Source organism: Xenorhabdus japonica (genome assembly GCF_900115195.1).
GTDB lineage: Bacteria > Pseudomonadota > Gammaproteobacteria > Enterobacterales > Enterobacteriaceae > Xenorhabdus > Xenorhabdus japonica.
Window position 1 is genome coordinate 1 of sequence record NZ_FOVO01000014.1, and the last position, 25,350, is coordinate 25,350.

Consider the following 25,350-nt stretch of genomic DNA (forward strand, 5'->3'; position numbering starts at 1 on the left):
GACTAAGCGCCAGAAGGCTGGCTGGGATAATGGCTATATGATGAAAATCCTGACAGTGGGATTTTCATCTGTATAAATTAGACCCGTTTGCCCTATATGAATATCCTCAATATAAGTAAGTTGGTTTTAAAGTATTCTGACAACAGCATTAGAATGACTCTGGTGTAATATGAGGCATTATATAAATATTCAACTAAACGGAATTAAAACCAAAACCGATTTATTTCGGATAAAACATTAATAAAAGATAAATAAAATTGATTTTTAAAAATTATATGGTTAGTGAAATCTTTGAATTTACAACTCAATTCGATCAGGGGCGGTCAATGCTATATTCACAGTTAAATCAATGCATTAGGTGTTATTTCAACCATTTCGATCAACACCTCGAATTGGTATAGAGAACACCCCTATATGCTAGATAAATCAACGTGTTAATCTGATTTTCAGCAAAAAAGAGAACACCCTCATGAAAGATGAATTCGAATGGTGTGATGAGTTCGATGGATTTTAATTCCAACCTGTAAGCCATCGCTACAAGTTCAACCTGTCGGCCAGACCGACCAGTTCAAATTCAAGGCTGCGCATGGCGTGGCCTTTTTGTTTTCTGGGGGTAGTTAGCTTAGGGTTATATCTGCTTGAATAGCCATTACTGGGCTTTAAACTGCCGTAAATTAAGATTAATCTGGTTTGCATATACGTACAAAATATTTATTTGCACGTGTAAACGTACATATGTTTTAATTGCTCGTGATTTTACGATACGAGTAACTTAACCATGACAGATGAAAATAAAAAAGAAGTTGTTGGTAAGGCAAAGGGTGGTAAGGCAAGAGCGGCCAATATGACCCCTGAACAAAGAAAAAAGTCAGCTCAAAAAGCAGCAGTAGCCCGCAAAGAAAAGGCAATGCTGCCCACAGTACTGAATGAGGGAGTATTAAGCATAGGTGATACAGAGTTAGATGTCGCTGTATTGAATAATGGAACTCGGGTTGTGAGCGCTACGTCTATATTTGCCGCTCTTGGGAGAACTCAGAGAGGTTATAAGAAAGATAATGAAAATCAAAGAGTTATAGGTCAGATCCAGACCCCCCCTTTCATGGATGCAATTAACCTTAAACCTTTTATAAATCAAGATCTTGAAGAGCAGATCCCGAAGGTAAAATACAAGACAAAAACAGGCGTAATTAAAGAAGGACACAATGTACTTATACTACCTTTAGTGGGAGACCTCTACTTAAAAGCTAGAGAATTTGGAGCAATAAAAACCAAGGAACAGATGTCGGTTGCACATAAAGCAGAGATATTAGTTCGTTCTTTGGCTAAAGTTGGTGTAATCGCTTTAGTTGACGAGGCAACTGGCTATCAACGTGATAGAGAAAGAGATGCTCTGGCTAAGATTTTGGAGGCTTTCGTAGCTAAAGAATTAAAACCATGGGTGAGTACTTTTCCGGCTGATTATTATGAAGGGCTTTTCAAAATTTACGGTCTTGAGTACCCCCCGGTAGGACAAAAAAACTGGAGACCGGGTTTTATAGGTAATGTTACAAACAATGTTGTCTATAGCCGTCTTGCCCCCGATTTCTTGCCTGAATTAAAAAAAGCAGCTTCTAGGTCAGAAAGAAAAGCAAAGTTACATCAGTGGCTAACAGATGATATTGGACATCCAAAGTTAAGAGAACACTTAGCATCTATAGTCACCTTGCTTAAGATATCAAAAACGCCAGAGCAATTTTACGAGTTAGTGGAAACAGTGCATCCAAAATTGATTCCAGAAACTGAACAAGATAGCGAATGAAACACCAAACTCGCTTCTGAACTGCACCCCCAGTAGTTAACTTAGCGTTTACAACTCGATTATCCAAGGCTGCTTAATGCGGCCTTTTTTGTTTTGCAATCCTAACCATTTGACATTCATTCGATATCGGAATTCCGATAACGGCACCTATTTATTGAAGGTGATAACCTTGAAGTACTTAAAATATTACAAAAGTCTTATCACAAAAAGATAAAGATGATTTATATCGACCCGCCCTATAACACAGGCAAGGATTTTATCTATAAAGACAGATTTGATACATCGGGTCGGCGTCACACAAACTGGCTGAACATGATATTTCCACGGCTGCTCGTTGCTAAAAACTTACTTCATCCGGAAGGCATGATCTATATCTCTATAGATGATAATGAAGTCTTTAATTTAGTGAAGGTCTGTGAAGAAATATTTGGCTACGATGCCATTAAAGTTATTGTCGTTAAGATGAGTGAAGCTAGCGGACTAAAAATGGCCAGCGTCAAAAAACTAGGCACTATTCCAAAATTAAAAGAATATATCATTGCTATAAAACCGAGTGGTATCAATGGCATTGAATTTACGCCAATAAAAAAGATTAAGTGGGACTCGGCGTATAATTTATATTTGGATAATTTTAGCCGGGAGCACAGGGATTTTTACGATTCTATAAAAGATTCAAAATATCTTAGTGACGAGCAGTTAAAAAAACTGGATGAAATTTTATCAGGTGTAACTTTAAAGCCTTTGACCGAAGTATATAAAGGAGCCGCTTCCAAAAAGAATGAGTGGCTTTTTAATAATAGCTGGCGAATATGCCAATGCGTCAAATCCAGCAGCGTTCACAAGCTAAGCGAAGAAAAGAGGAAAAACAAAAAAACAAGTGATGTTTTTTCTGTTAAGTCAGCTCAGGGATTAGTATATCTGGTACGCGTAACCTATTCAGAAACCAGCCGAAATCCCAGACCGCAATTGATATTTGCCTCTGACCACCTGTTTGTCCATCCGGGTGATTTCTGGTCTCACATTAAAACCACGGGGATTAATAACGAAGGTGGTGTGCCTTTCAAAAATGGGAAAAAGCCATTAAAACTCGTGACTGAATTGATTGGTTCTTTAAAACCCCTTAATGATGGCGATATCGTTTTGGACTTCTTCGCTGGTTCAGCAACGACGGGGGAAGCGACGATGATAGTGAGTAAAAATAAGGATGTTAAATTAAATTACATATTAGTCCAGTTACCCGAAAGCTTAGAGGACGCCTGCAAATTAGCCAGTGCTGATGCGAAAAAGCAAATAAAAGAATCTATGGATTACTTAAATGCATTGGGTAAGCCGCTTAGCTTAACGGAACTGGGAAAACAAAGAATGAGAATAAGTATTGAGAAATACAAAACTGAATCTCAGGCAGGTGGATTTAAAGTATTTAAGCTTGTTACAGCATAACTTAACTATCCCCCATTACTTTTAACCAACTCACAGGGGCGACCATAACTCACCCCGCGGATGCCCATTGTTCAGATGGGGTGGAATTATGAAGATGAAAGAGAACCCAGACTTTTGGGTGCACCTCGGTGACTGGCTCGTCTCGGTAAGAGAGCAGGGCATCGGGGCAGCACTCGCAGGGACAATGGCATTTCTTCGCGGTCGCTATAACGGCGGAGGATGGTTGCGAGTCTCTATCGACGCCTTTATGTGTGCCATGTTCGCGTGGTTCATCCGTGATGTATTAAATCTCATCGGTCTGGATCCTGATTTGGCCTACATCGGCAGTGTGGTGATTGGCTATCTGGGGACCGACTTTATCGGTCAATTGCTGCGTAAGGCGGCGGAGAAAAGAGCGGGGGTAAGTAATGACGAGAGGCATTGATAATAACAATCCGGGCAATATCGATCATAACCCAAAGAAGTAAGTGGCAGGGTCAGTTGCCTCATGACCCAAAGATTGAAAAGCGGTTCTGTCGCTTCGAATCTGAAATTTACGGTATTCGGGCACTCATGAAGTTACTGACCAACTACCACAAGAACGGTTACCAAACGGTGTACCGAATGATAGACCGCTGGGCACCCAATGTGGAAAACAACACCTCAGCCTATATCAATGGCGTTGCCAAGGCACTGAGCGTCGACCCGCATCAAGTGCTCAACATTGATAAACCGACGTTGATTGCACTGGCTAAGTCGATCATTCGACATGAGAACGGCCAGCAACCGTATTCTGATGATATTTTCACACGGGCATTTGAGATGCTATGAACTGGAAAGCTAAAGCTGTCGTGGTGATTGTTTGTATCGCGCTGATTGGCTCGGTTGCATATTCTGTCTATTCGGTGTATGCGGATAATGGGCGACTCTCTGGAGAGAATGAGGTACTGACAACTCAGCTATCAGAGAAAAACGCCATTATCACCACCCAGCAAGAACGCCTCAATCAACTCGCAGAACTGGATATCAAGCACACTCAGGAACTCGCCAATGCCAAATCTGAAATTGACACTCAACATCGTTAGATAAAATATACCCTTTGCCTTTGATATAACCTTTTTTACTTAGGTTCATAATATGCCCTGCAACACATGATCGACTGATCCCAAGAATATCAGCAATTTCTTGTTGCTGAATAAAAGGATCACGCTTCAGAAGTTGCAATATCTGATTTTACCTCTTTGACATATCATCCCCTCAGCTATTTTTACACTGATGTTTTGTTTCATGTCAGGCAAACAGTAAAGTCTATTTTTATACTTCTTTCTCATTATGAGAATACGATCGTAAGTTTGCTGAAGTTATCAAATTGCAAAAAATGTGATGTATGTCTCTAATATTATGCTGAAAAATTAATAAAAATCAGATGACTAAATACATCAAGTGAGCAAACTATATTTACTACTGTAATAATCTCTTTTAAAACAGTGCATTGAGTTGCTTTATGGAAATTACAAACATATGTTTGGTTTTATGATTTATTGATTTTCATAGAGAGGTGAAACTGGAGTATACGATGGGAAAAAATTACCCCTGGTTACATAGTTAGCTATGTAACCAGGGGAGCTATTAGTCAGGTATTATTTTTTATTATCCAACATATGATATGAAACGGCAATACCCGCTGCTTGACCAGCAAGTGAAGGTTCATCGTTGGCTAAGTACAGCCCTGCAATATAGTGTCCATCAACAGCATATTTTCTGTATTTTTTGGCGTAGCGCTGACCAATCTTGAGTGTACGCTTATCACTTAACGTAAATAATGCTTCATCAACAGCACCATTGCCCCATACTTCCAACATTTCGATAACACTATCATTTAGCTCAATTGAATTTGTTTCTGATGTTACTTTGCCAAGTGTGTAGGATGAACCGTTGGCAAACGTGATCTTAATACCACCAACTCGAGGCGCATTCCCAATTCTTTGTACATATCCAACCAATGATTTTATTTTATTGTATTTACCGTTGATTAAAGATGGCTTGAAGGGTTCCTGCATTTTATCGTCTTCTTTAATCGCTTGATTTTTCATTTCGGGAGTAGGATGATCAAACACAGTTGAATAACTAATAGTTTTAGGATAGAAACCACTTTTGAAGCTATTATTTTTTAGATGTTCAATTAATTCAATACACTCTAAACCGTGTAATAAACAATATCCTCTAACAGATAATAAATTATTAGTGATATCCTGTGGTTTTGATGTATCTATGGTATTCTTATATTCATTAGTATACATCGTATTAATGTAGTCTTTGGCCTGGCCAACCAATTTGTCGATAAGTTGTTTTAACTCATTGACTTCAATATCTGTCAGCCCAATATCATTTTTCTTCTCTACCCCCATTTTCCAATAAGGGATCTGTAACATAATGGTGTTAGTGTACATCGGCATGATCTGGTAGTTTGTTTTATTATCAAAAGACTTAAATCTTTCATCTATACTAACCAGAAATCTAGCTAGGAACATATATGCTTCATGACTTTCTTTACTACCAGGCGAGGTTTCCAGCATGTATTTTACATTTTCTATTTTTCCTTTGATTTCTTGTAGAGCTCCATTAAGTATTCCTTTAATAGTTTTTAGAGTGGCATTCTCTATCCTCTGCTCTACTTTTTGGAGGATTTGCTCCCAAGTATTATCTTTCTGTTGAGGCCAAAATAGTCCTAACAGGAAGGACATTGCCTGACCTGCTCCTGGAATAAATCCTATGCCACCAATAATCGCATCCTTTACGATTGATGACATATCCCATTCATAATCAGGGGTAGATGTTGTATAAGGCACCATAAGCATGGCGTCAGTGAGTACAGGTAATGTTTCATTATTAGATACATTAATTGGTGTGGTATTCATGATTTTATTTTAAATCCTTAGTTAAATCGTGCTTTAGTTAGATAGTTATTAAATTAAAATCTGTTAGTTATAGATGGTTTTTCATCTTGTTACTTCTTATATCCAGTAACAAAGGCTCTTTTATCTGTATTGTTATAAATGACGACCTTGCTGTAATACACAGGGTTGCTCGGTGATTTTAATATTCCGTTCTCCCCTGCTTTCACTGTGATAGAGGAATCTTCAAACCATTCTGATGTGAAAGAATGAGACCAATAAGAAACAGCCTTAACTGATGATGCGGGGCCGGAATTAGCTACGTAGTAATTGGGACGTTTTTCGAGAATAATTGGTGTGTCAATTCTTATTGCCTCAATAGAAGAGTGTGGCTCTATTGTCATATCCTTATAAGGACTGACTGTAAGAGGTTCTGATGCTGGTGTGTTTGTATTATAAGTTAATGGTTCTGGATTGGAATCATTATCACTTGTGACTGTAACGTTACTGTCATTTATATTTGTATTGATTTTACTCATAAGGTGTTATCCTATTTTAAAAATTTATTAAATATAATCCTGGGTTGTTTTTAATGTGTTAAATATTTATTTTACAGCGTTTTTACTATGGTTATATTATGTTAATATTTATGGTGGATTTCTCCTTACAGTTGAGATTTATTTTATTATTAATAGTGAATCTATATATTATGACTGCGGATATTATAAACATATTGATATAGCAGGATGAAATATAAAAAATGTAAGTTTGATTTAAAAATTATACTGCTTATTGAAATGATATTATTAGCATGCGGATATTGTTAAAATTTATTAATGCGTGTGGATAAGTAATAATATGACTATTTTAAATAAGGTTGATAACTTTATTAGTGCGAGATATAAATAGTGCTTTTATTAATCTCTTAAGATCTAATTCCCCGCCGCTTTCGGCGGGGTTCTTCATTATGGCTTTAGCCAGTTTAAGAAGCATAAGCTTCTTAAACATAAAACCACCCGCTATGCGAGTGGAGCTCAAGGGTTATAACAAGAAAAACACCTTTCCGTTACAATATAGATGTTCAAGCTAATATATGTAACTAAAAGAAGGAAAGGTGTTTATGGGAATTAAAGCACAAAGCTCAGCCCATACAAAATGGCTCTGCAAATACCATATCGTCTTTTCGCCAAAATACAGACGAAAAGTTATTTTTGCGAGTTTACGTTCAAGTATAGGTGAGATTTTACAAAGCCTTTGTAAGTACAAAGGGGTAGAAATAATAGAAGGGCATTTTATGCCAGATCATGTGCATATGTTGGTGAGTATCCCCCCGAAAATAAGTATACCGAGCTTCATAGAGTATTTGAAAGGTAAAATCTCACTGATGAGATTTGATAATCACGCGAATTTAAAATACAAATTTGGCAATAGGAAGTTTTGGTCAGAAGGATATTATGTGAGCACAGTGGGGTTAAATGAAGCCACGATCCGCAAATATATCCGAGAGCAAGAAAAGCAATATTTAATGCAAGATAAATTGAGTACACGTGAGTATGAGGACCCCTTCAAGGGGTAAGCCAAAGCGGCAATGACACTTTAGCTTGAACGAAGAGAAAGCGGCGTCGTTTAGGCGCGGTCGGTAACACGCCCTTATAGGGCTAGAGCAAACCACCCGCTATGCGGGTGGTTATGATTACCAATTTCCCGGCTGGGGTGTATCTTCTACCAACGTAACCCATACATCTTTTTTTGTGTTCTCATGGTATTCCTATTATTTCTTAACTTTTTTCTAACTTAAAAAATTACAGCATAAGGGTGCCTATGCTCACACCTCTTTCTGGCTGCCTGTTATCTTTCGAATTAGCTATGTAATGAGAGATAGATTCGCTTCTCAAGTTTATTTCAGCGAACACCGCCCGTAATCAGTTTGACCTGATAGATTTTCGGATAATACTCAGAGATCTTCTTTTGATGCAGTTGCCAGCACAGGTAATTTACATCATGGTGGTGTGAATTGAATAATAGGCCAACAACACTGCCGCTATGGGCAACGTTCAAGCCATAAATACCTGTCTGTTCAACTAAATCCTTCAGTTGATGAAAACAGGGTTTCGGTAATATCGATTGGTTGGCGATGGCACTTAATGTACAGGCTTCTCCAAGTCGGTAATTATCATGCCGCTGATTTGCTGTATTAAATTGCAACCAGGCTTGTTGTAATAAAGAAACGTTATTTTGCAATTGTGATTGACGATCCTGCCGATGATATTCTTCCGTCAAAACGGTTTGTGGACTTTCCAGCAGCAAAATATCGATATCCGGTTGCCAATCGAAAGAAATTTGAGTTTGGGCGGTGAGATGATCAAACAGGGTTAATTGTCTGAATATCGTGCTGTCAGTGGGTTCCAATTTGACACAAAGTTGTGCCAGATCTGCGCTGCTCAATGATTTCCCTAATAATTTGGCGGTTGCTTGAGCGGTAGCAGCAATATCCGCTGTGCTGCTGGCCATGCCTTTGGCGAGTGGAATTGTCGATTGATATTCAATGCGCAAGCCAGAAGTCAATTCGGGAGGCTCCTGCCAGTAATCCAAGAGTAAATTTACCATCTGGCGCATACGTGGGCGTTCATGTGGCGCAGGAACGCCTTCACTGACAGAAATACAGTTGAACCAGTTGATTGGGCAGGAGATTAATTTTTCTCCACCAAATAGCCATCCTTGCAAAAGCTCTCCACAGGAAGCGGGGAAAGAGGCTTCAGCCATAGGCAAAAACCTGCTGCATGGCTGCGATCAGGCGCTGATTTTCCCATTCACTGCGTACGGCTACGCGATAGTAACGTGCGTCTAATCCTGCATAGTTCTTACAATGGCGAATTAACAACTGATGTTTAAGCAGGAGATGCCATAAATCAACATTGGGTTTATGGCAGCGGAAGAACAGAAAATTAGCCGATGGCGGCCAGACAGTCAGTTCAGGTAAAGCTGAAAGTTGAGTCCAGAGATAATGTCGCTGCGATTTTAGCCATTGATGTGTAGCAGCAATATAATCATGCTCGTCAAACAAAATCTCACCAATCCGAGCCGCAAAGGCGTTGATTGACCACGGTTCACGCCGATGTTTCATCTCAGCAATTCCCGCTGTATTTCCGCTGACTAAATAGCCCAAACGTAACCCGGGAATGGCGAAAAATTTTGTCATTGAACGCAGTATATAAAGATGTTCAGTGACCACAATTTGGGGAATCAACCCTCGGTTATCAGGCAGAAAATCAATAAAGGATTCATCGACAATCAGCGAGATCCCTTGTTTCTCACAATATTTCACCAGTGATTGCAAAAACTGGCTGTCTGGCATTAATCCGGTGGGATTATTGGGGGTGGCTATAAAAATGCAATCGGGTTGGATGGTGGAAAGTGCATCTAACAGGCGTAAATCCGGTTGAAATCCAGTTTCTTCTGTTAACGGATAGTCGATGATTTCAGAGCCAACTTGCTGCAAGGCTCGCCGATATTCGGCAAAACCTGGAATAAGCAGTAAAGCTCGCTTGGGATGGAGATAACGAGTAACGGCATAGATCAGTTCTGTTGCGCCATTGCCCGCCATCACTACCGCATTATCGCATTGATGAGCTTTTGCGATCGCCTGATGTAAATGACGATATTCCACATCTGGATACTTTTCGATATCGGCAAGACTATTTTTGATCAACGCCTTAACCCGTTCTGGTGCGCCCAGCGGATTGATATTGGCGCTGAAATCAATAAGCGTATTGGCGGGAAGACCATATTGCTCGGCAACGCCAAGGATATTGCCACCATGTTCACTCATTAAATTGCTCCGTCAGTGGGAAGAAAGGAGAGAGTTGCCCCCAGATTAACAACTTCACCAATTACAATCAGTGCTGGTGCACGCAGATTCTGCTCTTCCGCTTTTGCAGACAGAGTTTCCAGTGTGCCTATAACGCTCTTTTGTTTGGGTTGACTGGCGTACATGATCACCGCTGCAGGTGTTGCGGGGGATTTGCCATATAGCATCAGTTGTTGGCAGATCTCCATCAGACGGGTCATTCCCATCAGAATAATTAATGTTCCTTCCAATTGGGCGAGTATTTCCCAGTTCTGTTGTTCATTGCCCTGAGACGTATGCCCTGTTACGACATGGAAACTTGATGCGTGATTGCGGTGAGTGACAGGAATACCGGCATAGGCCAATCCACCAATTGAGGAACTTATCCCCGGAACGACTTCAAATTTGATGCCATGTTGTGCCAATACTTCCGCTTCCTCTCCTCCGCGACCAAAGACATAGGGATCACCGCCTTTCAGGCGAACAACCTGTTTTCCCGCTTGTGCATGTTTTACCAGAATTTGGTTAATCTTTTCTTGTGGGATGGGATGATAATCATGTTCTTTCCCAACATTAATGATTTCACAATGATCAGGCACTTGAGCAATGAGTTCAGGGTTGACGAGACGGTCATGAACAATAACATCCGCAAATTGAATACAATGTAGTCCTTTGACCGTGATTAAACCGGCATCACCGGGGCCGGCTCCCACTAACCAAACATTGCCTTTATTCATTGGATTACCTCTATGGGTTTAAAATATAAATAATTAAAGAAATGGAAAAATATTCTCATCATGATAACTAAAACGGGATTTTATTTATTATAAAGGCTTGCCTATTCTGTCTTATGCTTTAGTTAATTATCTTTCTAATAATCTTTTTTTGTATTTATGAATAGCGTTATATTAATCTCATTTTTTTGATAATTATTACTTCAATATGGTGTGGGATAATTTGATTTATATCAATATTCGTATTTTTAATTTTGATTTTTTTAAAATGAATTTTGTTATCTGTTGAAAATATTTACTAGCAGAAATGTTTTTTCATTTTATTAATGAAAGGCTCTTTATTTTTGTTGTTTTTTTATTTAAATTCATTAGGTTAATTTTTTGTTGTTAATTGATGTGTTTTTGCTGTGTATTAATTTTTATTTTCTTTATTATAAAAACATGTTTTATAACTTAAGAATCATGAACAAGATCACAAAAGTAATCATGGGTGTTTTTATAAATATAAAAAATGTGTATTTTTAAATAAAACAATTTTCTGTTTTTTAAAATGTAATTTACTTCGTGATAATGAATTTCTATCATAAGGTTTAATTTGTTGAAAGATAAAGAAACCATTGATATCTATATTGCTCGTGAAATATTAATTGATTTGTCAAAAAATAATTAAAAGCCTTTTGTTTGATAAATATCAATGAATGAGAGCATTAGTTTTAGTTTTTAGTATCAATACTGGTTTAACGCTAATGTTAGTGGAACACCAATACAGAGTTTAAATATTTTGGGGCAAGCACATGCAACAGAAATATGCTTTTGTCATTGCAGGTACAGGCAGCGGATGTGGGAAGACAACGGTTGCGCTGGGCATTATGCGGGCCCTGATGAATCGTTCACTGCGGGTACAGCCGTTTAAAATAGGGCCTGATTATCTGGATGGCGGCTGGCATCGTGCTGTGACTGGTGTTGCTTCACATAATCTTGATGCTTTTATGCTCCCCGAACCCATTTTAAATGGTCTGTTTAACCAAGCCATGACCAATCAAGATATTGCGGTTATTGAAGGCGTTATGGGGTTATATGATGGCTATGGTACTAACCCCAACTATTGTAGTAGCGCGGCGATGGCAAAGCAGCTTGGTTGTCCGGTGATTTTATTGGTGGATGGTAAGGCGGTTTCTACCTCGATTGCAGCTACGGTGATAGGGTTTCAGCAATTTGATCCGGCGGTCAATATTGTGGGAGTGCTGATAAATCGTGTCAATCGGGATAGTCATTTTCAATTATTAAAACAGGCAATTGAACGTTATTGCGGTATTCCCGTTTTGGGACGAATCCCTGTAATGCCTGATATTGCGCTTCCTTCCCGCCATCTTGGGCTGATCCCGGCACAAGAACAAGGCCGTCAGCATGATAAAGGCAGCCAACACAATGAAAATGTTCGCCGTGATGAATGCTGGTCTTATCTTGCTCAACAGATTGAAGCCTCGGTGGATTTGGATAAATTGCTGGCATTGGCTCAGCTATCTTCTTTACCAAAAGGAAATATTGATTCTCTTGTCGATCCCGCAATAGGGCAAGGTTTGACGCTGGCTTTGGCAGAAGATGAAGCATTCCACTTCTATTATCCCGATAACTTGCTGTTATTGGAAAAAGCAGGTGTGACGATCAAACGTTTCAGTCCCCTGCATGATTACCAGTTACCCACATGCCAGATGATCTATCTGGGCGGGGGATATCCTGAAATCTATGCTCAAACTTTATCTTCCAATTACGCCATGCATGAAGCATTACGTCGGGCGCATCAAAAAGGCATTCCCATTTATGCGGAATGCGGTGGTCTGATGTATCTCGGTGATGCCCTGACTGATGCAGATGGCGTGCGGCATAACATGGTGGGGTTGATTGCTGGTGAAAGCCAGATGGGGGATCACTTGCAACGCTTTGGTTACTGCGAAGCCACGGCAATGTGCGATACCTCTCTGGTGGCGAAAGGGGAAACGCTACGTGGGCATGAATTCCATTACTCGGATTTTATTACGACTCAGCCGCCTATTTTCCAATGTGTCAAATGGTGTGATATCCCAACACGAAAAAAAGCGCAGAAAAACTGGCTGGGGGGCTACCAGAATGGCAACACGCTGGCGGGCTATCTGCATATTCATTTTGCTCAACGCCCTGGTCTGCTTCATCGCTGGCTGATGATGGCACGGAGGCTGTTATGACAGTCTTACTGTGGTTTGCGGCTTTTATGCTGGATATGAAATTGGGTGATCCTCCTCATTGGCCGCATCCCGTGCGCTGGATGGGACGGCTTATCAATCAAACTGAACAGTTTATCCGCCGGATTTGCCAAACCGAAACCGACTTGAAATGGGGCGGTGTACTGTTATGGCTGGTGGTAGTGGGAAGCGTCTGGCTGGCGAGCTATTGGGTTTTGCAATTGGCCTATGGTTTGGCGTTCTGGTCAGGGTGTTTGGTTGAGATTTGGCTGATTTATACCGCGCTGGCAGGACGTGGTTTGAGTGAGGCGGCAAATGCGGTTTATCAGGCCTTGCGGCAGGGAGATTTGTTAGCCAGTCGTGAACAGCTTTCCAAAATTGTCGGGCGGGAAACGGCTCAATTGCAAGCACCACAGATCAGCCGCGCCACCATTGAAACCGTGGCAGAAAACAGTGTGGATGGTGTGATTGCACCATTGTTCTTTTTAATGCTTGGCGGCGCTCCACTTGCTATGGCCTATAAAGCAGTTAATACCCTCGATTCAATGGTTGGCTATAAAACCCCCCGTTATCGGGCGCTGGGGATGTTTTCGGCGCGTATGGATGATGTGGCGAATTGGCTGCCTGCACGTTTGGGCTGGCTTTTGCTGGCAATGGCTGCGAAATGGCAGGGGTTGGATTTTCGACAGGCGCTACGAATTGGCTGGCGTGATCGCTATCAACACAGTAGTCCCAACAGCGGCTGGTCGGAAGCCACAGTAGCGGGGGCATTGGGCATCCGTCTTGGCGGGCCGAATGTTTATTTTAACCAGCGCGTTGAAAAGCCGTGGATTGGTGATGCAAGACGCGAGGTCACACCTGACGATATTCCACAATCTATACAGATGATGATGGTGGCATCAGTGATGGCGCTGCTGCTGTTTGCGCTGCTGCACAGCTTGAGTGTGGTAGATAGCTTGAGTGTGATAGACAGCTTGGGCAGTTTGATGAATAGCTTGGTCAGAGTGACGGTATAAGGAGGGAACAGCATGAGCAATTACATCCAGCAACCCCAACAGATTGAAAGAAATAGTTTTGACATCATTAGCCGACTTATTTGTGAATCACGTCCTGATTATCGTTTTGTAGATGCGGATCAAGAAGCAGTGATCAAACGGGTGATCCATACCACTGCCGATTTTGACTGGCTGGATATTCTCTATTTTTCCCCTGATGTTTTTCGCCTCATTCGTGACGGTATCTTGCGTGGCTGTACGTTATATACCGATACAACAATGGTGTTGTCTGGCATCAATAAAACCCGCTTGGCTCAGTACGGTAGCGAATGTCGTTGTTATGTCAGCGATCCCCGCACTATTCAAATGGCAAAAGCACAGCAAATCACGCGTTCAATGGCAGCCGTTGATCTGGCTCTGCAAGAATCAGGGGAGAAGATTTTTGTCTTTGGTAATGCCCCGACCGCGCTGTTTCGCTTGATGGAACATCAATCTGCACCGATTTCTGTCGTTGGTGTCCCCGTCGGTTTTGTTGGTGCGGAGGAATCAAAACATGCCCTTATCAATAGCGGATTAAGTTGCATTGCTGCAAAAGGACGCAAAGGAGGCAGCAATATTGCAGCCGCCATTATCAACGCCATTCTTTACCGGATGCCGGAGGTGAAGGGTGAATGAAATCCGTGATCAGCAAGTTATTGATGATAAACAAGCCGATGGCCTCGGAACGATTTGGCACAGGGGCAAGCAATATCGCAAGGGTTATACCACCGGATCTTGCGCTACGGCTGCCGCTCGGGTCGCTGCGTTGATGATCTTGCGCCAGCAGATTATTCATCAGGTTTCGATTGTCACACCCTCTGGTGTCACATTGGCCTTGAATGTCGAGCAACCCTTGATTGAAGGACAGCAGGCGATTGCGGCTATCCGTAAAGATGGTGGCGATGATGTGGATGCAACCCACGGAATGCTGATTTTTGCCCGTGTTTCCCTCAATGACAGCGGCGTGATCATACTGGATGGCGGCGAAGGCATTGGCAGAGTAACACGAGTGGGGGTCGGTTTGCCTATTGGCTGGGCTGCTATCAATAAAACCCCACGGCATACCATTGAGGAAACAGTGCGGGAGGTGATTGGCCCGCATCGTGGGGCTGATATTGTCATTTTTGCGCCAGAAGGCGAGGAACGAGCGAAGAAAACCTATAACGACAGATTGGGGATTAAAGGCGGGATTTCGATTATCGGCACGACAGGCATTGTGACGCCGATGTCGGAAGAGAGCTGGAAACGTTCTCTGGCGCTTGAACTGGAGGCTAAACGTGCCAGCGGGTTGGATCGTGTTATTTTTGTGCCGGGTAATCATGGTGAACGTTTTGTCAGTCAACAATTGGGCATTGATGCGAACTGTGTTGTCACGATGAGCAATTTCGTCGGTTATATGTTGCAAGAAGCGGTGCGCTTGGAGTTCCGCCATGTAGTGCTGGTAGGGCATGTCGGCAAGTTGGTGAAAATCGCCGCCGGTATCTTTCACACCCACAGCCATATTGCCGATGGTCGCATGGAAACGCTGATCGCCAATCTGGCCTTGATGGGAGCACCTTTCGAATTGATTCAGGCGGTGGATCAATGTGATACCACCGAAGCCGCTATTGAATTGATAGCTGAGCAGGGCTGGCAGGGGGTATACCAACAAATTGCCCAGAAAATCTGTTGGCGTATCGACCAGATGCTGCGCTTTGCCAGTGGTAAACCACAATGTGACGCCATTCTGTTCTCCTTTGATAACCAAGTATTGGGTTGCAATCGGCCTGTGGACGAGATTGTGCAGGATTTTGGGGAGGATTGCCGATGATCACCGTTGTTGGTATTGGCCCCGGAGCTGCTGCAAACCAAACGTTGGCTGCGCTGGATGCTATCAAACAGGCAGAAGTGTTAGTGGGTGGAAAACGTCATCTTGCCGGGTTTCCTCATTTCAGTGGTGAAATCCGCTGTTTGAATGCGGATATGGATGGATTAATGCAGTGGCTCGAACAGAATCAGCATCGGCAGGTTGTCGTGCTGGCTTCGGGTGATCCCCTCTTTTATGGCATTGGCAAACGAATTACCGAGCATTTCTCTGGGTTGTATGCTGGCAGCCAAAACTTCGGCAGACAAGACCTTGGCAGGAAAAACCTTCGCATTATTTCTGGCATCAGTTCGATCCAATATCTGTGTGCCCATATCTTGCTGGATATGAATGACATTTATCTCACCAGCAGCCACGGACGCAAACCGGATTTTGGCTGGCTGCTTCAACATGAAAAAATCGCGATGGTAACGGATGACGTCATTGGCCCTTACCAGATTGCGCAAGAAATTTTAGCGCGAGGGCAGCAACGCCGCATGGTAATTGGTGAAAATCTATCTCAGGAACATGAGCAAATTATGTGTTTGAGCGCGGAACAGGTCGCTCAACGAGGTGACATTGATTATGGCTTGAATGTAGTCGTTATCTTAAATGGTAGTGATCTTAAATGGTGGTGATCCTGAATGAAAGATGAACTTTTTTTGCGTGGTCATCGCATCCCAATGACCAAAGAAGTGGTTAGAGCGCTGGCGTTGGGACGGTTGGAGCTGGAAAAAGCCAGTCGCTTTATTGATGTTGGAGCGGGTACTGGCAGCGTCAGTATTGAAGCGGCATTGCGTTATCCCACACTGGACATCCTCGCGATTGAACGCAAAGAGGAAGCGTTGCTACTGCTTACGGAGAATGTTCGGCATTTTGGCTGCCATAGCATTCGCATCCAGTCTGGGGTTGCTCCCATACCATTGGACAACACCGCCGATGCCATTTTCATTGGCGGAACTGGCGGGAATTTGACGGAAATTATTGATTGGGCGCTTGTACACCTGAATTCTGGCGGGCGTTTGGTGATGACTTTTATCTTGCTGGAAAACTTCACTCAAGCATTATCGCATCTGAAATCTTGTCAGGTAACCGAGCTTGAGGGACGTGAAATTCAGGTAGGAGAACTGACGGCATTGGGGCAAGGGCATTATTTCAAACCCAACAATTCCACCTATTTGCTGTCCTGCCAGAAAGATTCTGAACAAGAGGAACTTAGGCAAGAGAGGCATTGGCAAGAGGAGCAAGATAATGTCTGAACACGTTAATTCTGAACAGATTGATTCTGAACAAATTGATAAAGCCAGTTTTGATACTGCAAAAGTTTGGTTTGTTGGTGCAGGGCCGGGGGATAAGAGCCTGATTACCTTGAAAGGTTATCAATTGTTGCAGCAGGCTCAAGTCGTGGTTTATGCCGGTTCACTGATTAATCGGGAGTTGCTGGAGTATTGCCGCGCAGATACCGAATGCCATGATAGCGCGAGGCTGACGTTATCGGAAATCACGGCATTAATGGTGAATGGTGTAAAAGCGGGCAAGTTGGTGGTTCGCCTGCAAACAGGAGATTTATCGCTGTTTGGCTCCATTCGTGAACAAGCGGAAGAGCTGGCAAATCACGATATTGGTTTTGTCTCTGTGCCGGGAGTGAGTTCATTTCTTGGCGCTGCTGCGCAGTTGGGGGTGGAGTACACCGTGCCCGAAGTCGCGCAAAGTTTGATTATCACCCGAATGGAAGGCCGAACGCCAATGCCGCCACGGGAAACGTTGGAAGCCTTTGCCGCCCACCAGACTTCAATGGCGATTTTCCTTTCGGTACAGAACATTGCGCAGGTTATTGCGCAGTTGGTTCAGGGAGGATATGAGCAGCAAACACCTGTTGCTGTAGTTTACAAGGCAACATGGCCGGATTGCCAGATTGTGCGGGGGACATTGGCAACAATTGCTGAACAGGTACGCAGCGCTGGCATTCGTAAAACTGCCTTGATTCTGGTGGGGGCGTTTCTTGGGGAAGAGTATCACTACTCGAAATTGTACGATGCGAGGTTCAGCCATGAATACCGCAGCGCCTAACAAATTGACTTCTGCCAGAACTGTTGTTGGCAGAACTAGAACTACAGCTAAAAAAGCCATTTTAAATAAATCGGCCTTGAATATACCGTCCTTGAATAAACCAATAGTGAATAAAGAATATGCCTTGTTTTGTCTGACGGAAGGAGGCATAGCGCTGGCTCGTCGTTTGCAATCCCACTTGGCGATGGATTGCTTCACTTCTCCTGAATTGCTGGAGAGTGAATTTTTGGATCCGGACAATGGATTCATGGCTTTTGAAGATGGATTTGCCAGTACAGTGCGCAAGGCATTCATTCAATACAGTGCTTTGATCATGATTGGTGCGACGGGGATTGCCATTCGGGTTATCGCCCCTCTGCTCAAGGACAAAATGACCGATCCGGCGGTTGTGGTGCTGGATGAAAAAGGACAATTTGCTATCAGCTTACTGTCGGGGCATATGGGAGGCGCAAATAAGCTGGCACAACAGATCGCTGATATTCTTGATGGTCAGGCGGTGATCACGACTGCGACAGATGTTAACCAAGTTGCAGCATTGGATCTGTTATCTCAACAAATTGACGGAGAAATGGAGAATTTCCGTACCAACGTCAAAACCGTCAATCAAATGCTGGTCAATGGTAAGCGGGTGGGAATTTGGTGGCATCCCTCCTTGCGTTGCGAAAAAGAACGCTACGACACGCGCGGTTTCATTTCTGTTGATGTTCTGGATGATCGGCCTGAACTGGATGCTCTGGTATACGTCAGTTATGAACGGATAAATCTGGCATTGGCAATTCCCACTTTTAAATTAATTCCTCGCCGTATTGTTGCAGGAATTGGTTGCCGGCGCGGAGTGGAAGCCGATCGGCTTGCTGAATTATTGGATCGCCATCTGATGGAATACGGTCTTGAGCCTTTGGCGCTAAAAGCCGTTGGCAGTATCGAATTGAAAAAAGCCGAGCCAGCGTTAATCCAATTGGCAGAAAAACGCCAAATTCCATTCCAAATCTTCTCTGTTAATCAACTTGCCCAGTGTGAACAAGCACTTCCGGCTTCTGAATTTGTCCGAAAAACGGTGGGCATAGGCTGTGTTTCCCAACCCGTGGCTTGGATAATGAGTCAAGGGCACTTGGTTGGCCATACCCTGCGTGAGCAGGGCGTCACCATCACATTAGGAGTATTGAATCCATGTTAACTGTCATTGGAATTGGCCCCGGCAGCGAAGCCATGATGACGCAGGAAGCGATTGCAGCATTGAAAGCGGCTGATATCGTGGTGGGTTACAAAACTTATACCCATTTGGTGAAACCGCTGGTGGGCGATAAAGAGATCATCAAAACCGGCATGTGCAAAGAGATTGAACGCTGTCAGATAGCTATTGAACTGGCAGAGCAGGGCAAAAATGTGGCGATGGTTTGTAGCGGCGATGCGGGAATTTATGGCATGGCTGGCTTGATTTTGGAATTAGTCAGCCAGCAAAAACGCAATGTGGAAGTTCGGTTGGTGGCAGGTGTCACGGCAAGTACAGCCTGCGCTACCTTGCTTGGTGCGCCGTTGATGCATGATTTTTGTCATATCAGCCTGAGTGATTTGCTTACACCGTGGGAGGTGATTGAAAAACGGGTGAGGGCTGCGGCAGAAGCTGATTTTGTGGTTTGTTTCTACAATCCCCGTAGCCGTGGGCGGGAAGAACATTTGGCACGGGCATTTTCCTTGATGGCTCCGTGGAAATCAGCAGAAACTCCTGTAGGTGTGGTGAAAGCGGCGGGGCGTAAACATGAGGATAAATGGCTGACGACTTTTGCGACAATGGATTTTTCCCGTGTTGATATGCGCAGTCTGGTGATTGTGGGTAATCAGTCAACCTATATACGTGATGGGCTGATGATCACGCCGAGAGGGTACAAACTATGAAACGGCCGCTGATCCACATTTTTGGCGGCACAAGCGATGCCCGCCAGATTTGTGTGATGATGGATACTGCCGGCATAGATTATGGCTTGTCAGTGGCTACCCCAACAGGAGCACAGCAGGCAATGGGGATTCGCGGCGAAATTGTCATTGGCAGGATGGAAGCCGAAGGAATGGCCGAATATCTGCAAAAGCAGGGGGTGAGAATAGTAATTGATGCGTCTCATCCTTATGCTGAACGCTTGAGTCAAAACATTGTCAGCGCTTGCCAAACATTGGGAGTGCCTCTCATTCGTTATATCCGTCCCAGCGATATTGACGCCGTTGAACATCCCCTCATCCATAAAGTGGCAACTATTGAGAAGGCGTGTGAAGTAGCAGCCAATTTGGGAACCCGCATTTTGCTGACTACCGGCAGCAAGCAATTGCCGGATTATGTAACTCACTTACAAGGAAAAACCGTGCTGGCTCGTGTATTGCCGACAACAGAAGTTTTGGCGATGTGTGAATCCTGTGGTTTGTCCGTCGATCAGATTTTTGCCCTGAAAGGCCCATTCAGTGCCAATTTCAATCGGGCATTTTACCAATTTTGTCAGGCGGAGGTCGTGATTACTAAAGAGTCAGGTGAGCAAGGTGGTTTCAAGGAAAAAATCGAGCCATGTCTTTCTCTCGGTTTGCCCTGCATCGTGCTTTGTCGTCCCGAGGGGCAATTTGGCGGAAAAGGGATCACGCAGGTCAATGGGTTGGAAGCAATGGCGCAGTTATTGGCGAATGTTTGAAGGCCAGCAAATAGACCAATAAGGAAGAGTGAAATGAAAAAAGCACTATTGGTTATAAGCTTCGGAACCAGCTATCCCGAAACACTAAAAAGCAATATTGAAGCCTGTGAACAGCAATTGGCATCAGTTTTTCCGGACAGGGAGCTATTTCGGGCATTTACTTCTGGCATGATTATTCGAAAATTGCATCAGCGTGATGGTATTCACATTGATACTCCCCATGATGCACTGATCAGATTGCAGCACGCGGGTTATAACGATGTCGCTGTTCAATGCCTGCATATCATTAATGGCGATGAGTATGAAAAAGTGCTGCGTGAAGTTGAGAAATTCCGCCCCCACTTTAAACGGTTGGTGTTGGGCGCTCCGTTACTCAGCCACTTTAATGACTACCTGCAATTGATGCGGGCGCTACGCCACCAGCTTCCCCGGCTGGCGGAGAGTGAATGTGTCGTCTTTATGGGACACGGTACAACACACCCTGCTTTTTCCGCCTACGCCTGTTTGGATCACCTGATGAGTCATTACCATTTTCCGGCGCGGGTAGGAGCGGTTGAAAGCTATCCCGAACTTCCCCTGATCATCAAAGGATTAAAAGAGCAGAAGATCCGCAAAGTTTATCTGATGCCATTGATGTTGGTGGCTGGAGATCATGCCACCAATGATATGGCCTCAAATGAAGAAGACTCTTGGAAATCACAGTTGGAGAAGGCGGGAATTGTCGCAATCCCCTGGTTACAGGGTTTGGGGGAAAACTCAATGATTCGGCAGATGTTTGTCGATCACCTTACTTACGCGCTGGATGCTGAATGATGAATAATGATGAGGAGAAAGCCGAATGAACGGAAAAGCAAAAACAGGAAAACTGTATGTTATGGGCGTTGGCCCCGGAGCCAGTGACCTGATTACTGTACGGGCGGCGCGTATTCTTTCTGAGCTTGATGTGGTTTATACCCCAACGGGGAAAAAAGGAGCCCAAAGCCTCGCCCACTCCATTATTGAAGAATACCTTTCACCAAAAACCGAAGTTTGTACTTACCATTTTTTAATGAAAGCCGATATAGCAGCAAAAAAAGCGGTATGGGACGAAGTGGCACAAACCTTGAAAGAGGAAGTTATCAGCGGCAGGAAAGTCGGTTTTATCACTTTGGGAGATCCCATGCTGTTCAGTACATGGGTATTTCTTTTGGAGCGGATGAACTCTCCATCATGGTTAGAAATTGTACCGGGGATCACCTCATTTTCTGCTATTTCCGCGGTCAGCATGATGCCACTGGCAATGGAAAACCAAACTTTGGCGGTTATTTCCTGTACCGCTTCTGAAGCCGTCTTAGAACAAGCATTGCTCAATCACGACTGCATTGTCCTGATGAAAGTTTATTCGCGTTTTCCCCTGATACGTGACCTGCTGCATCGACACAATCTATTGGAACATGCACAGATGATGGCAGATGCCACTTTGCTGACAGAGCAATATTGGCGCGATCTTGCCACGTTATCCTTTAGTGAAAAAGATTGGAAGCATGAGTTATCGTATTTTTCCACGATTTTGATTAATAAAAACTGGCAATTATCGGGGTGAGTTATGCAACAGAAAATAATGAAATAAAAAGGATCATTATTTCCAGTCACGACATAAATTTGATCTATCAAAAATAAGCAACCACGAAATAAGGGAGAATACACAATGACATTATCGCTGATGGTTCAGGGAACGGCATCTGATGTAGGCAAAAGTGTGCTGGTAGCGGGATTTTGTCGAATATTTTCGCAGGACGGTTATCGTTGCACTCCCTTTAAATCCCAGAATATGGCGCTTAATTCAGGGATTACCGCAGATGGCAAAGAGATGGGACGGGCGCAGATATTTCAGGCGGAAGCGGCGGGAATTGCGCCGGATGTGCGCATGAATCCTGTATTGTTGAAACCCACCAGCGATCGTAAGGCACAAGTGATTTTTATGGGAAAAGTGATGTGCAGCATGAATGCGGTGGAATATCACGAACATAAGCCCCAATTGCTGCAACAGATTTTGATGGCATATAACGGGTTGGCAGCAGAAACGGACATCATGGTATTAGAAGGAGCAGGCAGTCCGGCGGAGATCAATTTGCGTGATCGCGATATCGTCAATATGGGTATGGCCGAATTGGTGAATACTCCCGTAATTCTGGTGGCAGACATTGATCGTGGTGGTGTGTTCGCATCCATCTACGGTACATTGGCCTTGCTTAAACCTGAGGAAAAAGCCCGAATCAAGGGTGTTATCATCAATAAATTTCGCGGTGATATCTCTTTGTTGCAATCAGGTATCGATCAGATCGAAGCTTTGACACAAGTACCGATATTGGGCGTTTTACCGTGGCTGGATCTCGATCTGGAAGATGAAGACAGCGTTGCCTTGCAGGTGGGCAAATATGATCGGCGGAAACAAAAAACAGAAGGTCGTTTGGATGAAAATTGCCTGAATATTGCTGTCATCCAATACCCTCATATCGCTAATTTCACGGATTTCAATGCGCTGGCGGCTCAACCGGATGTGCATTTGCGTTATGTCTCTGAGCCTTCTGAACTGCAAGGCGCTGATCTGATTATTCTTCCCGGCAGCAAGAATACTTTGGGGGATTTGGCATGGTTGAAAACTCAAGGTCTTGATCAGGCCATTATCAAAGCCCGTCAGGAAAGCGTACCAATTATCGGGATCTGTGGCGGTTATCAAATGTTGGGCAAGCAGATTGTGGATGAAGTGGAATCCGGCTTAATTCAAATGACAGGTTTGGGGTTATTGGATACTGAAACAGAATTTGCCAGTGAAAAGCAGACTGCACAGGTTAAGGGCATCGTGATGCCTGCGTTATCAGGCATGTTGAAATTATGCAGTGAAAAGCCGATTGCGGGTTATGAGATTCACATGGGAACTACGCAACTTAGTAAGCAAGCCGCGCCTTTTGCCAAAATGCACTGGCATAATGGTGAGGAAAAAATCTGGTTTGATGGTGCAGTTGCGCGGGATGGTTTGGTGATGGGAAGCTACTTGCATGGTTTGTTTGATCAAAACACATTCACCCGCCCACTATTAAATCAATTGCGTATAAGAAAAGGTTGCGTTCCAATGGAAAATGTTGCCTTTAATTACGTCCGGCACAAAGAAAAACAGTTCAATATATTGGCGGCCAGTATGCGTGAACATCTGGATATCCCACGAATTTATCAATTAATGTGTGAACATAAATAATGATTTATCGTAAATTTACAAGAGGAAATTTAGATAAAATAGGGCATTATGTAGAGTCATTCTGTGAAATGAAATTTTGCATGATGGAGTCATACCATGATTTTAGTGACAGGCGGTGCCCGCAGTGGCAAGAGCAGCTACGCTGAACACCTGCTTGCTGAGCAGTGCAGGCAGGTATTGTATATCGCTACGGCGCAGGTCACGGATGAAGAGATGGCGGCTCGTATTGAGCAGCATAGACAGGAGCGTCCGGTACATTGGCGCACTTGGGAAGGCCATCAAGATTTAGGCTTTGTTATCCGCCAGCATCGTCAGCCCCAAGAGGGCGTTATACTAGAATGTGTTACCACATTGATTGCCAATTTACTGTTTGACTTATCGGGTGGTATATCACCTGAGGAACTTGATTTCGCATCATTGGAAGTGCTTATCCATCATCAGCTTGATGATTTGATTGATGCCAGCTTGATGTGTCCGATGCCGGTGTATTTGGTGACCAATGAGTTGGGAATGGGCATCACACCTGAAAATCGCCTGGCACGCCATTTTGTCGATATTGCTGGGCGTGCTAATCAAAAGTTGGCAAGGGCTGCTAAAGAAGTCTGGTTGATGGTGTCAGGCATTGGAGTGAAGGTTAAATGAAGCTGAATGTTTTTTGGGCAGCATTACAGTTTATGACACGGCTTCCGATCCCCGAAAAATGGGCGGAAGGTGTCGATTTTCGCCAATATTGGCGTGGTGTTCCCTATTTCCCTGTGATCGGGTTGATTCTTGGTGGTTTGGCTGGCTTGGTATCACTTTCTATCAGTCAGTCGGGTGGAGGAATGTACATCGGCGCGATTGGTTATGTTTTGGCTTTGGCTTTTTTGACGGGTGGATTACATTTAGATGGATTGTCTGACACTTGTGACGGGATTTTTTCCGCCCGCCAGCGAGAAAAAATGCTGGAGATCATGCGTGATAGCCGGCTCGGAACTTATGGCGGTATCGGGTTAATCTTCTGTATCGTCCTCAAAATATTAGCTGTCGTTGAATTGTCTTATCATCCCCCTCTTTACTTGCTTGCTTTGCTGACGTGTGCCCCGATTGTTGGACGTACGGCTGTGGTGCTTTTAATGTATGAGCAACTTTATGCCCGTGAAAATGAGGGCATGGGAAGCGGTTATATTGGTCGAATTACCCCCTCTGCAACTGCACTGACTTTATTGGGTGGGGCTGTATTGTTGATGACATTGGGAAACTGGAAAGCCTTATTGGCAATGATGGTGTCGTTGCTTGTGGTTTATGGGCTTGCGCTCTATTTCAATTATCGCCTTGGTGGGCAAACGGGCGATACGCTGGGGGCTTCTATTGAAGTGGGAGAAGTTACTTTTTTGTTGGCAATAATTTGGCAATAAATGATGAGTTGGCAATAAATAAAATCAATCTGGAGAGAATAATCAGATGCGATTGTTTCTTGTTCGACATGGACAGACACAAGCCAATATTGATGGTGTGGGGGCTTACAGTATCGTCGATAATCATGTGGGGTTTATCACTTTGCGGGTATTCAATGCTCGGACAGAATACTGGCTGGATGAATAAA

The 25,350-nt window shown here is 43.6% G+C and carries 26 protein-coding genes and 2 pseudogenes; 22 read left to right on the forward strand and 6 right to left on the reverse strand.

The features are described 5' to 3' along the window. Positions 1 to 778: 778 nt before the first annotated feature. The 5 genes and pseudogenes from BM135_RS07305 to BM135_RS07325 all read left to right on the forward strand — a co-directional run bounded on the left by BM135_RS07305 (position 779) and on the right by BM135_RS07325 (position 4,302). Positions 779 to 1,798 (forward strand): P63C domain-containing protein, encoded by a 1,020-nt coding sequence (locus BM135_RS07305; protein ID WP_092519122.1) that lies wholly within the window; start codon positions 779 to 781, stop codon positions 1,796 to 1,798. A gap of 141 nt (positions 1,799 to 1,939) precedes the next feature. Further along, positions 1,940 to 3,238 (forward strand): annotated as a pseudogene (locus tag BM135_RS07310) (DNA methyltransferase); the annotation flags it as partial. Between the two features lie 94 nt (positions 3,239 to 3,332). Next, positions 3,333 to 3,662, forward strand: a complete 330-nt coding sequence (locus BM135_RS07315; protein WP_175486018.1) for a phage holin, lambda family — start codon at positions 3,333 to 3,335, stop codon at positions 3,660 to 3,662. Between the two features lie 56 nt (positions 3,663 to 3,718). Then, positions 3,719 to 4,048, forward strand: coding sequence for a structural protein (locus BM135_RS07320; RefSeq protein ID WP_342741292.1), 330 nt, complete (start codon positions 3,719 to 3,721; stop codon positions 4,046 to 4,048). Then, on the forward strand, positions 4,045 to 4,302 hold the full coding sequence (locus BM135_RS07325; RefSeq protein ID WP_092519125.1) for a lysis system i-spanin subunit Rz: 258 nt from the start codon (positions 4,045 to 4,047) through the stop codon (positions 4,300 to 4,302). Before BM135_RS07320 ends, BM135_RS07325 begins: the two co-directional genes overlap by 4 nt. On the opposite strand, the pseudogene BM135_RS07330 reads toward BM135_RS07325, so the two are convergent. From BM135_RS07330 to BM135_RS07340, 3 genes and pseudogenes are all read right to left on the reverse strand, one after another. Continuing rightward, positions 4,301 to 4,444: pseudogene (locus tag BM135_RS07330) on the reverse strand (winged helix-turn-helix transcriptional regulator); the annotation flags it as partial. The gene BM135_RS07325 and the pseudogene BM135_RS07330 overlap by 2 nt on opposite strands. A gap of 413 nt (positions 4,445 to 4,857) precedes the next feature. Beyond that, positions 4,858 to 6,135 (reverse strand): insecticidal delta-endotoxin Cry8Ea1 family protein, encoded by a 1,278-nt coding sequence (locus BM135_RS07335; RefSeq protein WP_092519126.1) that lies wholly within the window; start codon positions 6,133 to 6,135, stop codon positions 4,858 to 4,860. Between the two features lie 89 nt (positions 6,136 to 6,224). Continuing rightward, positions 6,225 to 6,650, reverse strand: a complete 426-nt coding sequence (locus BM135_RS07340; protein WP_245737318.1) for a JHE-like toxin PirA — start codon at positions 6,648 to 6,650, stop codon at positions 6,225 to 6,227. Between the two features lie 581 nt (positions 6,651 to 7,231). Between BM135_RS07340 and tnpA the strand changes: the two genes are divergently transcribed. Then, positions 7,232 to 7,687 carry an IS200/IS605 family transposase gene (gene tnpA, locus BM135_RS07345; RefSeq protein ID WP_092519127.1) on the forward strand — a complete coding sequence of 152 codons (456 nt, stop codon included), beginning with the start codon at positions 7,232 to 7,234 and terminating at the stop codon, positions 7,685 to 7,687. A gap of 326 nt (positions 7,688 to 8,013) precedes the next feature. Here tnpA and BM135_RS07350 read toward each other — a convergent pair whose 3' ends face one another. The 3 genes from BM135_RS07350 to cobA are packed head-to-tail and all read right to left on the reverse strand — an operon-like array spanning position 8,014 to position 10,695. Further along, positions 8,014 to 8,874: a GHMP family kinase ATP-binding protein gene (locus BM135_RS07350; protein WP_092519128.1), complete on the reverse strand. Its 861-nt coding sequence runs from the start codon at positions 8,872 to 8,874 to the stop codon at positions 8,014 to 8,016. After that, entirely contained in the window at positions 8,867 to 9,940 is a 1,074-nt protein-coding gene (cobD, locus tag BM135_RS07355) for a threonine-phosphate decarboxylase CobD (RefSeq protein WP_092519129.1), read from the reverse strand. The genes BM135_RS07350 and cobD overlap by 8 nt, the downstream gene beginning before the upstream one ends. Next, positions 9,940 to 10,695, reverse strand: a complete 756-nt coding sequence (gene cobA / locus BM135_RS07360; RefSeq protein ID WP_092519130.1) for a uroporphyrinogen-III C-methyltransferase — start codon at positions 10,693 to 10,695, stop codon at positions 9,940 to 9,942. Before cobA ends, cobD begins: the two co-directional genes overlap by 1 nt. A gap of 791 nt (positions 10,696 to 11,486) precedes the next feature. Between cobA and BM135_RS07370 the strand changes: the two genes are divergently transcribed. From BM135_RS07370 to BM135_RS16915, 16 genes are all read left to right on the forward strand, one after another. Continuing rightward, the gene (locus BM135_RS07370) at positions 11,487 to 12,914 is read left to right on the forward strand and encodes a cobyrinic acid a,c-diamide synthase CobB (RefSeq protein WP_092519131.1); all 1,428 of its coding nucleotides are present in this window, start codon (positions 11,487 to 11,489) and stop codon (positions 12,912 to 12,914) included. Further along, positions 12,911 to 13,927, forward strand: a complete 1,017-nt coding sequence (cbiB, locus tag BM135_RS07375) for an adenosylcobinamide-phosphate synthase CbiB (protein WP_092519132.1) — start codon at positions 12,911 to 12,913, stop codon at positions 13,925 to 13,927. The genes BM135_RS07370 and cbiB overlap by 4 nt, the downstream gene beginning before the upstream one ends. 12 nt (positions 13,928 to 13,939) lie before the next feature. After that, positions 13,940 to 14,581 (forward strand): cobalt-precorrin-8 methylmutase, encoded by a 642-nt coding sequence (locus BM135_RS07380; protein WP_092519133.1) that lies wholly within the window; start codon positions 13,940 to 13,942, stop codon positions 14,579 to 14,581. 1 nt (position 14,582) lies between these two features. Further along, the gene (gene cbiD / locus BM135_RS07385) at positions 14,583 to 15,755 is read left to right on the forward strand and encodes a cobalt-precorrin-5B (C(1))-methyltransferase CbiD (RefSeq protein WP_422646122.1); all 1,173 of its coding nucleotides are present in this window, start codon (positions 14,583 to 14,585) and stop codon (positions 15,753 to 15,755) included. Continuing rightward, positions 15,752 to 16,426: a precorrin-6y C5,15-methyltransferase (decarboxylating) subunit CbiE gene (gene cbiE / locus BM135_RS07390; RefSeq protein WP_092519135.1), complete on the forward strand. Its 675-nt coding sequence runs from the start codon at positions 15,752 to 15,754 to the stop codon at positions 16,424 to 16,426. The genes cbiD and cbiE overlap by 4 nt, the downstream gene beginning before the upstream one ends. Before the next feature lie 6 nt (positions 16,427 to 16,432). After that, positions 16,433 to 17,047 (forward strand): decarboxylating cobalt-precorrin-6B (C(15))-methyltransferase, encoded by a 615-nt coding sequence (locus BM135_RS07395; RefSeq protein WP_092519136.1) that lies wholly within the window; start codon positions 16,433 to 16,435, stop codon positions 17,045 to 17,047. Then, a complete protein-coding gene (locus tag BM135_RS07400; RefSeq protein WP_092519137.1) occupies positions 17,040 to 17,858 on the forward strand; it encodes a cobalt-precorrin-4 methyltransferase in 819 nt (272 codons plus the stop codon). Before BM135_RS07395 ends, BM135_RS07400 begins: the two co-directional genes overlap by 8 nt. Beyond that, positions 17,839 to 19,035 carry a cobalt-precorrin 5A hydrolase gene (gene cbiG / locus BM135_RS07405; RefSeq protein WP_092519138.1) on the forward strand — a complete coding sequence of 399 codons (1,197 nt, stop codon included), beginning with the start codon at positions 17,839 to 17,841 and terminating at the stop codon, positions 19,033 to 19,035. The genes BM135_RS07400 and cbiG overlap by 20 nt, the downstream gene beginning before the upstream one ends. Further along, positions 19,029 to 19,754, forward strand: a complete 726-nt coding sequence (locus BM135_RS07410) for a precorrin-3B C(17)-methyltransferase (RefSeq protein ID WP_092519139.1) — start codon at positions 19,029 to 19,031, stop codon at positions 19,752 to 19,754. Before cbiG ends, BM135_RS07410 begins: the two co-directional genes overlap by 7 nt. Continuing rightward, positions 19,751 to 20,530 (forward strand): cobalt-precorrin-6A reductase, encoded by a 780-nt coding sequence (locus BM135_RS07415; RefSeq protein ID WP_092519140.1) that lies wholly within the window; start codon positions 19,751 to 19,753, stop codon positions 20,528 to 20,530. The genes BM135_RS07410 and BM135_RS07415 overlap by 4 nt, the downstream gene beginning before the upstream one ends. A gap of 33 nt (positions 20,531 to 20,563) precedes the next feature. Beyond that, entirely contained in the window at positions 20,564 to 21,343 is a 780-nt protein-coding gene (gene cbiK / locus BM135_RS07420; protein ID WP_092519141.1) for a sirohydrochlorin cobaltochelatase, read from the forward strand. Between the two features lie 25 nt (positions 21,344 to 21,368). Continuing rightward, positions 21,369 to 22,112: a cobalt-factor II C(20)-methyltransferase gene (locus BM135_RS07425; RefSeq protein WP_092519142.1), complete on the forward strand. Its 744-nt coding sequence runs from the start codon at positions 21,369 to 21,371 to the stop codon at positions 22,110 to 22,112. A 105-nt stretch (positions 22,113 to 22,217) separates the two neighbouring features. Beyond that, positions 22,218 to 23,765 (forward strand): cobyric acid synthase, encoded by a 1,548-nt coding sequence (locus BM135_RS07430; protein ID WP_092519143.1) that lies wholly within the window; start codon positions 22,218 to 22,220, stop codon positions 23,763 to 23,765. A gap of 96 nt (positions 23,766 to 23,861) precedes the next feature. After that, the gene (cobU, locus tag BM135_RS07435; RefSeq protein WP_092519144.1) at positions 23,862 to 24,407 is read left to right on the forward strand and encodes a bifunctional adenosylcobinamide kinase/adenosylcobinamide-phosphate guanylyltransferase; all 546 of its coding nucleotides are present in this window, start codon (positions 23,862 to 23,864) and stop codon (positions 24,405 to 24,407) included. Next, positions 24,404 to 25,162 (forward strand): adenosylcobinamide-GDP ribazoletransferase, encoded by a 759-nt coding sequence (gene cobS, locus BM135_RS07440; protein WP_092519145.1) that lies wholly within the window; start codon positions 24,404 to 24,406, stop codon positions 25,160 to 25,162. The genes cobU and cobS overlap by 4 nt, the downstream gene beginning before the upstream one ends. Before the next feature lie 46 nt (positions 25,163 to 25,208). Then, a complete protein-coding gene (locus BM135_RS16915; RefSeq protein ID WP_175486010.1) occupies positions 25,209 to 25,349 on the forward strand; it encodes a hypothetical protein in 141 nt (46 codons plus the stop codon). The last annotated feature ends 1 nt before the right edge of the window (position 25,350 follow it).

Excerpts from the sequence above, each read along its gene's own strand:
- cobU (WP_092519144.1), top strand. The coding sequence starts at position 23,862 with ATGATTTTAGTGACAGGCGGTGCCCGCAGTGGCAAGAGCAGCTACGCT.
- BM135_RS07395 (WP_092519136.1), top strand. The coding sequence starts at position 16,433 with ATGAAAGATGAACTTTTTTTGCGTGGTCATCGCATCCCAATGACCAAA.
- BM135_RS07430 (WP_092519143.1), top strand. The coding sequence starts at position 22,218 with ATGACATTATCGCTGATGGTTCAGGGAACGGCATCTGATGTAGGCAAA.
- BM135_RS07325 (WP_092519125.1), top strand. The coding sequence starts at position 4,045 with ATGAACTGGAAAGCTAAAGCTGTCGTGGTGATTGTTTGTATCGCGCTG.
- BM135_RS07400 (WP_092519137.1), top strand. The coding sequence starts at position 17,040 with ATGTCTGAACACGTTAATTCTGAACAGATTGATTCTGAACAAATTGAT.
- tnpA (WP_092519127.1), top strand. The coding sequence starts at position 7,232 with ATGGGAATTAAAGCACAAAGCTCAGCCCATACAAAATGGCTCTGCAAA.
- BM135_RS07410 (WP_092519139.1), top strand. The coding sequence starts at position 19,029 with ATGTTAACTGTCATTGGAATTGGCCCCGGCAGCGAAGCCATGATGACG.
- cbiG (WP_092519138.1), top strand. The coding sequence starts at position 17,839 with ATGAATACCGCAGCGCCTAACAAATTGACTTCTGCCAGAACTGTTGTT.
- cbiE (WP_092519135.1), top strand. The coding sequence starts at position 15,752 with ATGATCACCGTTGTTGGTATTGGCCCCGGAGCTGCTGCAAACCAAACG.
- BM135_RS07305 (WP_092519122.1), top strand. The coding sequence starts at position 779 with ATGACAGATGAAAATAAAAAAGAAGTTGTTGGTAAGGCAAAGGGTGGT.
- BM135_RS07315 (WP_175486018.1), top strand. The coding sequence starts at position 3,333 with ATGAAAGAGAACCCAGACTTTTGGGTGCACCTCGGTGACTGGCTCGTC.
- cobS (WP_092519145.1), top strand. The coding sequence starts at position 24,404 with ATGAAGCTGAATGTTTTTTGGGCAGCATTACAGTTTATGACACGGCTT.
- BM135_RS07370 (WP_092519131.1), top strand. The coding sequence starts at position 11,487 with ATGCAACAGAAATATGCTTTTGTCATTGCAGGTACAGGCAGCGGATGT.
- cbiB (WP_092519132.1), top strand. The coding sequence starts at position 12,911 with ATGACAGTCTTACTGTGGTTTGCGGCTTTTATGCTGGATATGAAATTG.
- BM135_RS07335 (WP_092519126.1), bottom strand. The coding sequence starts at position 6,135 with ATGAATACCACACCAATTAATGTATCTAATAATGAAACATTACCTGTA.
- BM135_RS07340 (WP_245737318.1), bottom strand. The coding sequence starts at position 6,650 with ATGAGTAAAATCAATACAAATATAAATGACAGTAACGTTACAGTCACA.
- BM135_RS07380 (WP_092519133.1), top strand. The coding sequence starts at position 13,940 with ATGAGCAATTACATCCAGCAACCCCAACAGATTGAAAGAAATAGTTTT.
- BM135_RS07415 (WP_092519140.1), top strand. The coding sequence starts at position 19,751 with ATGAAACGGCCGCTGATCCACATTTTTGGCGGCACAAGCGATGCCCGC.
- BM135_RS16915 (WP_175486010.1), top strand. The coding sequence starts at position 25,209 with ATGCGATTGTTTCTTGTTCGACATGGACAGACACAAGCCAATATTGAT.
- BM135_RS07425 (WP_092519142.1), top strand. The coding sequence starts at position 21,369 with ATGAACGGAAAAGCAAAAACAGGAAAACTGTATGTTATGGGCGTTGGC.
- cobD (WP_092519129.1), bottom strand. The coding sequence starts at position 9,940 with ATGAGTGAACATGGTGGCAATATCCTTGGCGTTGCCGAGCAATATGGT.
- cobA (WP_092519130.1), bottom strand. The coding sequence starts at position 10,695 with ATGAATAAAGGCAATGTTTGGTTAGTGGGAGCCGGCCCCGGTGATGCC.
- BM135_RS07350 (WP_092519128.1), bottom strand. The coding sequence starts at position 8,874 with ATGGCTGAAGCCTCTTTCCCCGCTTCCTGTGGAGAGCTTTTGCAAGGA.
- cbiK (WP_092519141.1), top strand. The coding sequence starts at position 20,564 with ATGAAAAAAGCACTATTGGTTATAAGCTTCGGAACCAGCTATCCCGAA.